Here is a 12,826-nt window from a genome sequence, read left to right on the forward strand (position 1 = left end):
GTCATCGGGCAAAGCCGTACCAGTCAGGCGTCCTTGCCGAGCCTGTACTCCAGACCGTTCCGGACCATGGGCCATTCGTGCTCAAGGATGGAGAACACCACGGTGTCCCGCAGCACACCATCCGCGGTCCGGGAGTGGTTGCGCAGCACGCCGTCCTGCTTCGCACCAAGCCTGGAAATTGCTTCGCGTGACTGGTGGTTGAGCCAGTGCGTCCGGAACTCGACCGCCGGGCAGCCAAGGGTCTCGAACGCGTGGCGCAGGAGCAGCAGCTTGGAGTCCGGGTTGGTGCCGGTGCCCTGTACTGACGCCGCATTCCAGGTGGAGCCGATCTCCACGCGGGGAGTGCCGGCGTCGATATTCATGTACGTGGTCATTCCGATGATCCGCCCCGGGCCGCCGGACACTGGATCGATCAGCCTGGTGGTGAACGGCAGCATGGAACCCTGCTCCTGCAGAGCCAGCCTGCGGTCGATCTCTGCGGCCATCCCCCGCGGCGTGGGGACGGACGTGTACCAGAGGCCCCACAGTTCGCCATCCTGCGTGGCCGTCACCAGGCCATCGTGGTGGTCGCGGCGCAGCGGCTCGAGGATGACGTGTTTGCCGGTCAGGGTGAGGGGTTCAAAGTGGGTCACCCGGAAATCCTACTCAGCCCAGTCGAAGAATCCCTTCCCGGTCTTCCGTCCAAGCTCTCCGCGGGCCACCTTGTCCTTGAGGATCTGCGGCGGCGCGAACCGCTCCCCCAGCGTTGAATGCAGGTACTCGGCGATGCCCAGCCGCACGTCCAGGCCCACAATATCCGTGGTTCTCAGCGGGCCCGTGGGGTGTTTGTAGCCCAGGACCATGGCGGCGTCGATGTCCGCCGGCGATGCCACGCCCTCCTCCAGCATGCGCATCGCCTCCAGCGCGATGGCCACGCCCAGCCGTGAGGAGGCAAATCCCGGTGCGTCATTGACGACGACGGCGGTTTTGCCGAGTGCATCGACCCACCTTTTCGCCGCTGCAGCCAGGTCCCGGGACGTCTGCTCGCCGAGCACCACTTCAATAAGGGTGGAGGCGGGGACAGGGTTGAAGAAGTGCAGGCCAAGGAAGTTCTGCGGGCGCTTGAGTTCGCGGGCCAGGCCGTTCACGGACAGGGACGAGGTGTTGGAGGCCAGGAACGCGTCATTGGTCAGACGCTCCTCGATGCCGCGGAGTGAGGTGATCTTCAGGTCCCACTCTTCGGGCACGGCTTCGACCACCAGCTGGCGGTCCTTGAAGTCGTCGTAATCCACCGTGACATTGAGCCGGGACACCATCTCATCCAAATTTCCGTCAACTGCCCCACGCTCGATGCTCTTGGCGGCCGCGGCTTCCACCCGCTCACGGGCGGCCTCGGCGGACGCTTCATCCCGCTCCACCACCAGGACGTTGGCCCCGTTGATCAGGAACGCGTGGGCAATTCCCGCGCCCATGCGGCCGCCGCCCAGGACGCCGACTGTGGAGGGAAGGTTCGGGTTCGTCATGATTGCTTCTTCTCTGATTTCTTGTCGAGGAACGCCTGCATGCGGTCAAACTTGGCCTGGGATTCGAAGAGGATCCCCTGCGCCAGCTGGTCAATCAGCGGGTGGGCTTCGGCCGGGGCGTGGAACACCGACTTCGTGATCCGGACGGCCAGCGGGTCCTGGCGGCCGATCCTGCCCGCCAGGTTGTGCGCGGCATCCATCAGGTCCGGTGCCTCATGGATTTCGGTGATGAGGCCGGCAGCCAGGGCCGCCTCAGCCCCGAGCACCAGGCCCGCGAGCAGAATCTGCTTGGCCAGCGGCTCACCCACCAGCTCCTTCAGCCGCCAGCTGGCCCCGGCCGCGGCCAGGATCCCGAGCCCTGTTTCAGGGTTGCCGATGCGGACGCTGGGCGTTCCGATCCGGAAATCCGCAGCATAGGCGAGCTCCGCGCCGCCACCGAGGCAGTAGCCGTCCAGGGCGGCAATGACGGGCATGGGCAGCTTGGCGATCCGCACGAAGATGGTGGAGTTGATGCCCTGCAGCGCATCATCGCGGCGCCGTTCGCGCAGCTGGGCGATGTCCGCGCCCGAGGCAAAGACGCCGTCGACCCCTGAGATGATCAGGACTTTGGGATTCTGCTCCAGCGCGGCGCAGACCACATGCAGTTCATCCACCATCTGCTGGTCGATGGCGTTCCGGACCTCCGGGCGGTTGAGCAGGACCACCACGCGGTCCTCCCGCTCCTCGACCAGGAGGGCGCCGAATTCAACGGCGCTTAAGTGTCCGTTCGCGCTGTGTCCGTTCGCGCTTTGTCCGTTGGCGCTTTGTCCGTTGGCGCTTTCCGGGGCGGGCATCAGACGCGCTCCAGCAGCATCGCGGTGCCCTGGCCCACGCCGATGCACATCGTTGCCAGGCCGATCCTGGCGTCCTCGCGTTCCATCCGGCCCAGCAGGGTGATGGCGAGCCGTGAGCCGCTGGAGCCGAGCGGATGCCCCAGGCTGATGGCGCCGCCGTCGTTATTTACCGTGTCCGGGTCCAGCCCGAGCCGGCGCATGCTCGCGAGTGACTGCGTGGCGAACGCTTCGTTAAGCTCGACGGCGCCCAGGTCACCGACGCTGAGGCCGCTCCGGGCGAGCACTTTCTGCGTCGCCGGGACCGGGCCGATGCCCATAATTTCGGGTTCGCAACCGGCGGAGGCGCCGTCGATGATCCGGGCCCGCGGCGTCAGGCCAAGCCGAGCGATGGCGGCCTCCGACGCGACGATGATGGCCGAAGCGCCGTCATTCAGCGTGGACGAGTTCCCGGCCGTGACCACGGAACCGCCCGGAACCACCGGGCGCAACCCTGCAAGGACCTCCAGGGTGGTGCCGGCACGGGGGCCCTCATCGGTGTCCACCACCGTTTCGGACTTTCGGGACTTGACCGTTACCGGGACGATCTCGTCCCTGAACCGGCCCGCGGCGATGGCGGCGAGGGAACGCTCGTGGGAGCGGACGGCGAAGGCGTCGGCGTCCTCACGGCTGATGCCGTCCACGCGGGCCACTTCCTCGGCGGTCTCCGGCATGGAATAGGTCATCTTCCCGCCCCGGGCGAGCCCGCCCTTCTGGAAGAGCGGGTTGACGAAGCGCCAGCCGATAGAGGTATCGAAGATCTGGCCCGGCTTCGCGAACGCCGCGGCCGGCTTCTCCTGGGCCCACGGCGCACGGCTCATGGACTCCACGCCGCCGGCAATCACCACATCCGCGGCGCCGGACTTGATCATGTGGCTGGCCTGGATGATGGCGCTCAGCCCCGACGCGCACAGCCGGTTGACCGTGATGCCGGGGATGTGGAGGGGAAGCCCGGCCAGGAGGGTGGCCATCCGGGCGACGTTGCGGTTTTCCTCACCTGCGCCGTTGGCGTTGCCGAGGATGACTTCCTCGATGCTGTCCGGGTCAAGGCCCGCACGGGACACGGCCTCGCGGATCACCAGTGCAGCCAGATCATCCGGGCGGACCGCCGACAACGCACCGCCGTACCTGCCCACGGGAGTGCGGACACCGCCAACAAGAAAAGCCTCGACCATCAGAACATCCTTTACGCCAGGGAGCCGGAATATTCGGGACCGTCCAGTGACCGCCCTATTTACCGACCGTTCGTTCTATAAAGAGTACACTCACAGAACCACGACGCCGAGGTGCCCGGCCAGAAGCGGCGCCAGCAGGCTCAGCTGATAATCGTCGATCACTACACCGGTCAGGTTCCCGAGGCCGCTGATGGTCCGGAAATCCGTGCCACGAAGGTCAAAGTCCTTCAGCCGCGCGCCGGTGAGATCCAGGGTTCCGATGGTGCAGTTCTTCAGCGCCACGCGCGTCCCGGAGGCGGAGCCGAGGTCCAGTTCGTTGATGATGCAGTCGCTGATGAGGACGTCGGTCAGTTTGGACCCGCGCAAATTGAGGAAGTCCAGCTTGCCGCCGTCGATCCGAACGGACTGCCAGCCGGCTTCATACAGTTCAGCCGAGCCCAGCCGCGGATTGTTCAGCTGCACGTCCCGCCACGCGGAGCGGGCGGCCCGGAACACCGGCGCGTACAGCTCGGACAGGATGCAGTCCCGGAAAGTGGACCCACGGAGCTGGGTGTCATTGAAAGAGACGCCCTGGAACTCACACTCGGCGAAATCCGTGCCGCTCAGCTCCAGACCGTCAGCCGCCGCACGGCTGTACCGGACGCCGTCGTACCTTTCACCACGCTGGAAGTGCGGGGCTGGATCATCCGTGACATCCTCCAGGCTGACCGGCGAGAGCCGGGGAGCCGTTACCTTGGGGGCCTTTGCCGCCACTAGAGCGATTCCGCTTTGGCCGCGATTTCCGCCAGGTCCTTGGCGAGGGCCTTGCGCGTCATGCTCATGCCCAACTTGCCGAAGAGGGCCATGGTCACCTTGCTGACGAACGTGGGTTTGACGACGTCGGCGCCGAAGGTCAGCGTCAGGTCCGTCCCGCCGTCGCGCTCGGACAGGCTGAAGCGCGACGTGTAATCGGCCCCGCCCTGCAGTGCCTTGACCATGGTGCTGCGGGGAGGATCGGCCTGCGCCACCCACATCTCCATAGTCTCCGAGCGGCCCATCATTGTGCGCGTTTCCTTCCAGCGCATCCCTTCGCCGTAGGGCCCGTCACTGAGCATCTGCACAGCATCGATGCCGGAGAGGGTGGCTGCGGAGCCCGGGATGTCCGAGATGACCGCCCAGACCTTTTCCGGCGTGGCATGGATGTGCTGGGTCAGGCTTGTGCTGTGTTCCATGCTTCGAGCCTAGTCGGGGGCACTGACATCCGACAGGCAACCCGTCTCCGGATCCCTTGAAATAGTAAGCATGCTTTGTGTTATTCTGAAAAGGCATTGTCAGTTCAACGGGAAACGAAAGGCGGCCAGACACATGGGCCTCGGAGACAAGATCGGTAACGAAGCAGAGCACCTGGGCGGCAAGGCCAAGGAAGCGGCCGGCAACGCCACGGACAACGACAAACTCAAAGCCGAAGGCCAGGCGGACCAGGTCAAGGCTGACGCCAAGAAGGTCGGCGAAAACGTCAAGGACACCTTCAAGGACTAGTCCTCCACATTCGAACGGCGGCGGATTCCCATGGGGATCCGCCGCCGTTCCTGTGTCTGCCCATCCGGGCGATCAAGATCGGCGGCTACCCTTGGCCCATGACTTATGTGGACCTGAGTGCCCAGAGTGCCGCTGCCGGAGGTTCGCCTTCGCTCGGCGGATATCTCGCCACGCCTGCCGGGCCAGGTCCGTTTCCCGCGGTCCTGATGATCCACGAAGCCTTCGGCCTGAACGACCTCGTTCGCGGCCACGCAGACCGGATGGCCCGCGCCGGGTACCTGACACTCGCGGTGGACCTGTTCAGCGACGGCGGCCCGCGCCGCTGCCTGGTCAGCACCATGAGGAGCATGGTCAGGGGAAGCGGCCGGGCGTTCACCGACCTTGCCACCGCCCGCATCTGGCTGGCCAGTTCGCCGCTGTCCACCGGCAAAACCGGGGTGATCGGCTTCTGCATGGGCGGCGGATTCGCGCTGCTGGTGGCCCGCGACGGCTTCGACGTGGCCTCGGTCAACTACGGCCGCCTGCCCGGCAATCTCGAGGAAGCCCTCCAGGGCGCCTGCCCCATCGTGGCCAACTTCGGCGGCCGGGACCGCACACTCAAGGGCGCGGCCGGCAAGCTTGAGACCGCCCTGGACAACCTCGGCATCGAAAACAGCGTCAAGGAATTCCCCACCGCCGGCCACGCCTTCCTCAACGAAACCGACCTGGGCCCGTCAGTTTTCCGGCCGCTGATGCGGGTCATGGGCATCGGCCCGGACCCGGAATCCTCCCCCGAAGCCTGGCAGCGGATCGAAGACCACTTCGCCCGGCACCTCAAGAGCGCGGACGACGACGGCGGGCCGCCCCCGAAAGGGTGACCCGCCGACGTCGGACTTCTTAGCGTCCGTCCGCAGAGCGTCCGGCTGCTGAGGCGAAAAGACCTAGCAGAAGAGCTCGCTCTTGGGCTCGTTGTTCCGGACCTTCTGCCAGCCGAGCCACAGGACCAGGGCGAAGAACGGGATGGTCGCCAGGGTCCAGAGGCCAAGGTGGAAGACCTCGCCGGACTTGCTGGTCATGGTGTCGAAGCCGATGAGCACCGTGATGGCCAGCAGGGCAATCAGGCCGGCCCAGCTGCTCCAGGTTCCGCCGGGCGCGGGCAGGGAGGAAACCTTGCCCTTCTTCTTGCGCAGCGCGATCTGGCTGGCGAAGATGGCTCCCCAGGTGAAGATCACGCCGATCGAAGCGGAGTTGAGCGCCAGGTCGAAGGCGTGTGAGCCGCCGAGCCAGATGTTGAGCAGAATGCCTACGAGGTACACGGCGCCAATGGCCAGGATGGCGGCGTAAGGCACGTGGCTCTTGGACATCCTGGTCAGCCACTCCGGAGCGTGTCCGTTGTTGGCCATGGTCCGGAAGATCCGGCCGATCGAGTACAGGCCCGAGTTGCAGGAGGACAGCGCGGCCGTGATGACGATCATGTTCATCACATCGCCCATCCAGCCGAGGCCCATCTGCCCGAACACGGTGACGAACGGCGAGGTACCGGCCACGTACTGGTCCGAGGGCAACAGCATGGCCAGGAGCGTCACGGAACCGACGTAGAACACCACGATGCGGAAGACGACGGCGCGGATCGCCTTGGGCACTTCCTTGGCGGGGTCCTGCATTTCACCGGCCGTGATGCCCACGAGTTCAATGCCGTTGTAGGCGAAAATCACGGCGTTCAGGACGAGGATCATCACCAGCGCACCCTTGGGGAACATTCCGCCTTCGGCTGCAAAGAGGTTGTTCACCGAGGCGTTGCCGTCGCCCACCTGGGCGTTGGTGACCACCATGAAAGTGCCCACGGCCAGGAAGATCACGATGGCGCCGACCTTGAGGCAGGAGGCCCAGAACTCGAATTCGCCGAACACCTTGACGCTCAGGAGGTTGACGCCCACAAGCAGCAGCAGCGCTGCAATGGCGGACAGTTCAACAGGCACGTTGGGGAAGAAGAACTGGAAGTACAGTCCGATCGCAATGAGTTCGGCGATGCCGGTCATGGCCCAGTTAATGAAGTACATCCAACCGGACAGGTACGCGCCCTTCTTGCCGAACATTTCACCGGCGTAGCTGACGAAGGAACCCGACGTCTGGCGGTACATGATCAGCTCGCCCAGGGCCCGCATCAGCAGATAGGCGATAACGCCGGCAATGGCGTAGGAGAAAATGAGCGCAGGGCCGGTGGAGGCCAGGCGGCCGCCTGCACCCATAAAGAGGCCGACGCCGATGGCGCCGCCCATGGCAATCATGGTGACCTGGCGGCCGGTCAGGGATTTTTTGTAGCCCTCGGCGCTGAGGGTGGAGTCGACGACGGCGGATTGCGCCGTGGGGCTCTCGAGTTCTGTGGGGGTACTTTGAGGCACAACAATTCCTTGTGAGTTCGGGGGGATGGCCGGCACCGGAAACACCAAGTTTTTGTCCAGATAATTCGGGCTTTGGGCCCTCTAAGGGGCATTATCTGGACAAAAACTCTCAGGCGTCGAAGGTTCGCACGGCCTGTTCATCCTACAAGATCCGAACCGCAGCAAGTGACGAGGGCTACACTCGCACCCGGTTAAGCCAAACTATTGCCACTAATGTGGGGATACGCCAGAACAATATTCTGTTCAGCATCCTCTTGGACACCGTATGTGCGCAGAGGTTCGGCGCCGGTGCTGGAGCAGCCCGATTCCAGGCTGAACGCGTGCTGGTGCAGCGGGCATATCACCACCTGCAGGTCGATGGTTCCGTCCGCAATGGGACCGCCCCGGTGGGGACAGACGGCGGACAGTGCGCGCAGGGATCCATCCCTCAGCCGGAAGACCGCCACCTGCTCACCGTCGACTCCGAAGGCACGCCCTTCGCCAAACGGGATCTGGTCCACCGGGCCCAGGACGTGGCTTTTGGTGCTGACGGGCTCGGTGCCGACGTGGTTTGCGCCCGTCGTGTCGGCGCTCATCGGACCGGCACCTGGGGCAGGACGGTGAGCGGAAGCGACGTCCGGAACTGGCCCGGCGTGAGCGGATCGTCGCGTTCGCTCCACGGGTCCACGTAGCTGTCCACGGCGGCCTGCATCGCGGCGTCCAGTTGCGCGGCGATGCCTTCGGAATCTTCCACGATCACCGCGCGGAGATGCTCAATGCCCACCCGCGGCACAAAGGCGTACGTCCGTTCCAGCCAGTTGGCCTGCTCGCGGTAGTACTGCATAAAGCGCCCGGTGAGCAGCTTAACCTCTTCCGGATCGTCCACTGTGGCCAGCAGGTCGCCTTTGCGGATATGGGCTCCGGCCGCTCCCCCGACGTACAGCTCCCAGCGGCCGCCCTCCACAGCCACCACACCCACATCCTTGACCAGCGATTCAGCGCAGTTCCGCGGACAGCCGGACACAGCCAGCTTAAGCTTGGCCGGCGACTCGATCCCCTGGAACCGGGACTCTATCTCGATGCCCAACTTGGTGGAATCGCCTGTGCCGTAACGGCAGAAGTCCTTCCCCACGCAGGTCTTCACCGTGCGGAAGCTCTTGCCGTAGGCGTACCCCGAGGGCATGTCCAGGTCCGCCCACACCTGCGGCAGGTCCTCCTTCGGGATCCCCAGCAGGTCGATCCGCTGCCCGCCGGTCAGCTTGATCAGGGGTACCTTGTGCTTTTCGGCGACGTCGGCGATCCGGCGCAGCTGCTGCACGGACGTCACTCCACCCTTCATCTGCGGGACCACGGAGAACGTGCCGTCGCGCTGGATGTTGGCGTGGACCCTGTCGTTGATGAAGCGGGCATCGCGTTCGTCGATGTACCGGTCCGCGAGCATCATCTTCAGCAGCGAGGCCAGGCCCATCTTGGACTTCGCGTCCTCGGCGCTGCCGGGGGCCAACGCCGTGAACACCTGGGACACGGAGCGCAGGCCCAGCTTCTGGATGGCGGCCATCAGTGACGGCTTGTCCAGCGGGATACCGGGAACGTAGTAGCTGGCGGCCGGATCCTCTTCAACTGCGCCGTCCGCCGCCCACTCCACCACCTGCCTGACCAGGAGCTTGCAGGAACCGCAGCCCTTGCCTGCCCGGGTGGCGTCCATCGCGCCGGAAACGGAGGTGCAGCCACCTTTCACGGCGTCCACCAGGGCCTTCTTGCTGACGCCGTTGCAGTTGCAGACCTGGGCGCCGTCGTCGAGCTCCGCCACGCCCACGTCCTCCCCTGGCCCGCCGACGTCGAACATCAGCGCGATCCGCTCCTCCGGCAGCGGCAGCCCGCGGTCGTAGGCCTGCGTCAGGTAGGCGACCTTCCGGCTGTCCCCCAGGAGCGTGGCGCCCACCATTTTATTGTCGCGGACCACGATGGACTTGAACACGCCGCGGCTGGGCTCCGAGAAGACGATGTGCTCGTCCGTGTCGAGCTCGGGGCCGTGCAGTCCCATGGACGCCACGTCGACACCGGCCACCTTCAGCTTCGTAGCGGTCCGCGAGCCAAGGTAGGCCGCGGACGTATCGGCACCGGTCACGTGGTTGGCGAGCACCACGGCCTGTTCCCACAGCGGCGCCACCAGGCCGTAGACCTCGCCGCGGTGCTGGACGCACTCCCCCACGGCATAGATCTCGTCTTCGTCCTGGACCATGAGCCTGTCATCCACCACGATGGCCCGCTCCACCGGCAGCCCGCTCAGCACCGCCACGTCCACGTTCGGCCGGATCCCCGCAGCCACCACCACCATGTCGCACGCGATGTCGTCCCGGTCGCGGAGGCTGACTCCGCTGACCCGGTCCGTACCGAGGACAGCAGTGGTCCGGCTGGACGTGTGCACCCGGATACCCAGTGCCTCCACGCTCCTGCGCAGCACCGCGCCGCCGTCGGGCCCCATCTGAGCATTCATGAGGTGCCCGCCCGAGTGCACCACCTCCACCTCGATCCCGTGGCTTTTCAGGCCGTAGGCCGCCTCGAGGCCCAACAGGCCACCACCGATCACCACCGCCCTCCGGTGGTGCTCCTGCTGGGCGTGCTGGACCATCCTGCGGGTGTCGTCGATGGTGCGGAACCCGAAGACACCGTTCTTCACGGACCCGCCAGGTGTGTAGAGCCCGTCCATCGGCGGCATGTGGGAGCGGCTGCCGGTGGCGATAATGAGGGTGTCGTAGGGGGTCACCCTGCCGTCGTCGGAAAAGACGTGCTTGGTGAACTTGTCGATCCGGTCAACGCGGACACCGGCATGCAGGGTGATGCTGTTCTCTCGGTACCAGGACAAAGCGTTCAGGAAGATGTCGGCGTCGCTTTCCTCGCCGGAGAGGACGTGGCTAAGCATGATCCGGTTGTAGTTTCCGTACGGCTCGTCCCCGAACATGGTGATGGCGAACTGGTCCGCGCCGCCGCGGGCCAGGACCTCCTCCACAGCCCGGGCGCCGGCCATGCCGTTGCCCACTACCACCAGCCGACGGCGCGGCGCGGCGCCTGAGTGCCTGCCCTGCGGCCGGTCCAGCACGCTGGTCATCAGTGCTCCACCATGCCCAGGTCCACTACCACGGATCCCCCAACACCATCCGGGGCGGCGAGATAGAGCTCCACCACCGAGCCGCCGTCGATGTCCTCCACCACCCGCAGCGGCACATGGACTTCGCTCTTGGCGCCGATGGGGAAATAGCGCATGGGCACGCCGTTGCGCATCAGGACCACCGTGATGAGTTCACTGCTGGAATTACCGCCCCGGAAGTAGAGCGTCTGGTTGATGACACCGTCCGGAACGTAGTGCGAGAGTTCACTGTGGATGGGGACGGGCTTTTCCAGCCCGGTGCCCTCAAACGGAAAAATGCCCTGCAGGAAAAGGTTCTTGGTGATCACGGACAGATCCTTTCGGCCGGCGGACGTCTGGCATAGGCCTATCTTCCGCCGCCCATGTTTCCGCCTGCCGGTCTGTGCGTAACGATCCTTTTACACAAAACTCACCATTTTTCCGGCATGGCGGAATCAGGCCGGGGCCAGCACGCCCTTGTCCATCGAGTACCGGATCCAGCGCCCGGATTCGTCGGTGCGCGAGGTGTCGCTCTTTTTCGCGCACCGGGCAAACCAGTCCCGGAGAGCGCGGTCGTGGCTGACCATAACCAGGGTCCCGGTGAAGCCGGCGAGAGCCTCTTCGAGCTGCTCCACGAGAACCGGCGCCAGGTGGTTGGTGGGTTCATCCACAATCAGCGTGCCGTAGCCGCCCAGCAGCAGCCTGGCCAGGGCGAGCCTGCGCTGCTGGCCCGCGGACAGGCTGCCCACCGGGACGTGGAACTCGCTGGTCCGGAACAGCCCCAGTCGCAGGAGAGCCTCGGCGTGCTCATCAATGTTGCCGCCGAGGCCCGCCGCGAAGGCCGGCAGCAGGCGGAGCGCGGGCCGCTGCGGCAATTCGAGTTCCTGCTGCAGGTAGCCGATCCGGGCAGGCCGCTGAACCAACCCTTCAACGGGCTCCAGGGTTCCCGCCAGCACCGAGAGCAGGGTGGATTTTCCCGCGCCGTTCGGCCCGGTGATGAGGATCTTCTCGCCGGCGCGGGCCGCGAAATCAGTGACGCCCAGACGGCTCGGAACCGCGACGCCGCGGGCCACGAGGACCGCCGACGCCGGCAAGAGGGAGTCCCCGGCCAGGGCAGCTGCCCCGGACCTCACAGGCGCAACAGGCGCCGCAGACAGAGCCTCAGGATCCACCGCCAGCTCCGCCGCAAGGCGCAGCGGTACCGGCGGCCGGTCAATGGGGCTCGCCTCCAGCCGCCGGAGCCGTTCCTGTGCGTTGCGGACCTTGCTGCTCGCCGCCTTCTGCCAGGTGCCGGCCTTGAAATCGAAGCCCACCTTGTCATTGTCGCGCTGACGGGCGTAGCCCATCTTCCCTGCCACTGTGTCCGCCTGCCGCTGCTCGGCATCCATCGCATCGATCCACTCGTGGTACTGCTGGACCCAGCGCTGGCGTTCGGCGGCCTTCTCACGGAGGTAGCCGTCGTAGCCGTTGCCGTAACGGGTCACGGCCAGGCGCTCGGCATCAACCTCAATCACCGTGCTGGCCACTTTGCGGAGCAGCACGCGGTCGTGGGACACCACCACCACCGTCCCGCGATGGGCGGCCAGCCGGTCCTCCAGCCAGGCGGTTCCGCGCGCATCCAGGTGGTTGGTGGGCTCGTCCAGGAGCAGGATGTCCGCCGGGTCGGCCAGGACACAGGCCAGCGCCACGCGTTCCTGCTCGCCGCCGGAGAGCGATCCCAGCGTCCGCTTCCGGTCCAGGCCACCCAGGCCCAGCCGGTCCAGCGCAGCCTCAACACGGGATTCCGCGGCATAGCCCTCGCGCAGCTGATACTCGGTCTGCAGCCGGCCGTACGTTTCCAGCTCGTCGTCCTCGGCATCGGCGAGGCCGGCCTCCAGCCGGTCAAGCTCGGCTTCGAGGGCGCGCAGCGAGGCCAGGGAAGAGTCGACGGCGGCCCCCACGGTGAAGGATTCCGGCAGGCCATGCGTCTGGGCGAGGTAGCCCACGCGGCCGTGGCTGACAGCAGTTCCCTCGTCGGGCGCTTCCAGCCCGGCCAGGATCCGGAGCAGCGTGGATTTACCGGCGCCGTTTTCGCCGACGATGGCGACATGCTCGCCGGCCGTGATGACCAGGCCGATTCCGTCCAGCAGCTGCCGGTCGCCATAGCCATGGGAGACGCCGGAAAGGTTCAGGTGTTCAGTCAAGACAAGTCCTCGCAAGATTCCGCAGTGTGGCCGCCGGAACCGGTGCTCGACGGCGGCCCTGGATTCGGGGAAACAGCCCGGCATGGCCGGAC

The 12,826-nt window shown here is 65.9% G+C and carries 13 protein-coding genes; 2 read left to right on the forward strand and 11 right to left on the reverse strand.

Annotated elements, in window-relative coordinates; translation table 11 throughout:
• Window positions 1-23: 23 nt before the first annotated feature.
• The 6 genes from FYJ92_RS15520 to FYJ92_RS15545 all read right to left on the reverse strand — a co-directional run bounded on the left by FYJ92_RS15520 (window position 24) and on the right by FYJ92_RS15545 (window position 4,757).
• Window positions 24-632, reverse strand: a complete 609-nt coding sequence (locus FYJ92_RS15520; RefSeq protein WP_185261496.1) for a GNAT family N-acetyltransferase — start codon at window positions 630-632, stop codon at window positions 24-26.
• Window positions 633-641: 9 nt separating this feature from the next.
• On the reverse strand, window positions 642-1,502 hold the full coding sequence (locus FYJ92_RS15525) for a 3-hydroxyacyl-CoA dehydrogenase family protein (protein ID WP_185261497.1): 861 nt from the start codon (window positions 1,500-1,502) through the stop codon (window positions 642-644).
• Window positions 1,499-2,335 (reverse strand): enoyl-CoA hydratase/isomerase family protein, encoded by an 837-nt coding sequence (locus FYJ92_RS15530; protein WP_255482150.1) that lies wholly within the window; start codon window positions 2,333-2,335, stop codon window positions 1,499-1,501. The genes FYJ92_RS15525 and FYJ92_RS15530 overlap by 4 nt, the downstream gene beginning before the upstream one ends.
• Window positions 2,335-3,546: an acetyl-CoA C-acyltransferase gene (locus FYJ92_RS15535; RefSeq protein ID WP_185261498.1), complete on the reverse strand. Its 1,212-nt coding sequence runs from the start codon at window positions 3,544-3,546 to the stop codon at window positions 2,335-2,337. Before FYJ92_RS15535 ends, FYJ92_RS15530 begins: the two co-directional genes overlap by 1 nt.
• A 90-nt stretch (window positions 3,547-3,636) precedes the next feature.
• Window positions 3,637-4,299, reverse strand: a complete 663-nt coding sequence (locus FYJ92_RS15540; protein WP_255482151.1) for a pentapeptide repeat-containing protein — start codon at window positions 4,297-4,299, stop codon at window positions 3,637-3,639.
• Window positions 4,299-4,757, reverse strand: a complete 459-nt coding sequence (locus tag FYJ92_RS15545; RefSeq protein WP_185261499.1) for an SRPBCC family protein — start codon at window positions 4,755-4,757, stop codon at window positions 4,299-4,301. Before FYJ92_RS15545 ends, FYJ92_RS15540 begins: the two co-directional genes overlap by 1 nt.
• 133 nt (window positions 4,758-4,890) lie before the next feature.
• On the opposite strand from FYJ92_RS15545, the gene FYJ92_RS15550 reads away from it, so the two are divergent.
• Window positions 4,891-5,064 (forward strand): CsbD family protein, encoded by a 174-nt coding sequence (locus FYJ92_RS15550; RefSeq protein WP_185261500.1) that lies wholly within the window; start codon window positions 4,891-4,893, stop codon window positions 5,062-5,064.
• A 98-nt stretch (window positions 5,065-5,162) separates the two neighbouring features.
• The gene (locus FYJ92_RS15555) at window positions 5,163-5,921 is read left to right on the forward strand and encodes a dienelactone hydrolase family protein (RefSeq protein WP_185261501.1); all 759 of its coding nucleotides are present in this window, start codon (window positions 5,163-5,165) and stop codon (window positions 5,919-5,921) included.
• A 63-nt stretch (window positions 5,922-5,984) separates the two neighbouring features.
• Here the strand turns inward: FYJ92_RS15555 and FYJ92_RS15560 are convergent, their stop codons facing one another.
• The 5 genes from FYJ92_RS15560 to FYJ92_RS15580 form a co-directional block, all read right to left on the reverse strand.
• Window positions 5,985-7,445 (reverse strand): amino acid permease, encoded by a 1,461-nt coding sequence (locus FYJ92_RS15560; RefSeq protein ID WP_185261502.1) that lies wholly within the window; start codon window positions 7,443-7,445, stop codon window positions 5,985-5,987.
• A gap of 191 nt (window positions 7,446-7,636) precedes the next feature.
• Window positions 7,637-8,020 (reverse strand): Rieske (2Fe-2S) protein, encoded by a 384-nt coding sequence (locus tag FYJ92_RS15565; RefSeq protein ID WP_185261503.1) that lies wholly within the window; start codon window positions 8,018-8,020, stop codon window positions 7,637-7,639.
• Window positions 8,017-10,533 (reverse strand): nitrite reductase large subunit NirB, encoded by a 2,517-nt coding sequence (gene nirB / locus FYJ92_RS15570; protein WP_185261504.1) that lies wholly within the window; start codon window positions 10,531-10,533, stop codon window positions 8,017-8,019. Before nirB ends, FYJ92_RS15565 begins: the two co-directional genes overlap by 4 nt.
• Window positions 10,533-10,880, reverse strand: coding sequence for a molybdopterin oxidoreductase (locus FYJ92_RS15575; RefSeq protein ID WP_185261505.1), 348 nt, complete (start codon window positions 10,878-10,880; stop codon window positions 10,533-10,535). The genes nirB and FYJ92_RS15575 overlap by 1 nt, the downstream gene beginning before the upstream one ends.
• A 126-nt stretch (window positions 10,881-11,006) precedes the next feature.
• Window positions 11,007-12,734, reverse strand: coding sequence for an ABC-F family ATP-binding cassette domain-containing protein (locus FYJ92_RS15580; RefSeq protein WP_185261506.1), 1,728 nt, complete (start codon window positions 12,732-12,734; stop codon window positions 11,007-11,009).
• Window positions 12,735-12,826: the final 92 nt, after the last annotated feature.

Source organism: Pseudarthrobacter sp. NBSH8, assembly GCF_014217545.1.
Taxonomy (GTDB): Bacteria; Actinomycetota; Actinomycetes; order Actinomycetales; family Micrococcaceae; genus Arthrobacter.

Excerpts from the sequence above, each read along its gene's own strand:
- FYJ92_RS15525 (WP_185261497.1), bottom strand. The coding sequence starts at position 1,502 with ATGACGAACCCGAACCTTCCCTCCACAGTCGGCGTCCTGGGCGGCGGC.
- FYJ92_RS15530 (WP_255482150.1), bottom strand. The coding sequence starts at position 2,335 with ATGCCCGCCCCGGAAAGCGCCAACGGACAAAGCGCCAACGGACAAAGC.
- FYJ92_RS15535 (WP_185261498.1), bottom strand. The coding sequence starts at position 3,546 with ATGGTCGAGGCTTTTCTTGTTGGCGGTGTCCGCACTCCCGTGGGCAGG.
- FYJ92_RS15545 (WP_185261499.1), bottom strand. The coding sequence starts at position 4,757 with ATGGAACACAGCACAAGCCTGACCCAGCACATCCATGCCACGCCGGAA.
- FYJ92_RS15550 (WP_185261500.1), top strand. The coding sequence starts at position 4,891 with ATGGGCCTCGGAGACAAGATCGGTAACGAAGCAGAGCACCTGGGCGGC.
- FYJ92_RS15555 (WP_185261501.1), top strand. The coding sequence starts at position 5,163 with ATGACTTATGTGGACCTGAGTGCCCAGAGTGCCGCTGCCGGAGGTTCG.
- FYJ92_RS15565 (WP_185261503.1), bottom strand. The coding sequence starts at position 8,020 with ATGAGCGCCGACACGACGGGCGCAAACCACGTCGGCACCGAGCCCGTC.
- nirB (WP_185261504.1), bottom strand. The coding sequence starts at position 10,533 with ATGACCAGCGTGCTGGACCGGCCGCAGGGCAGGCACTCAGGCGCCGCG.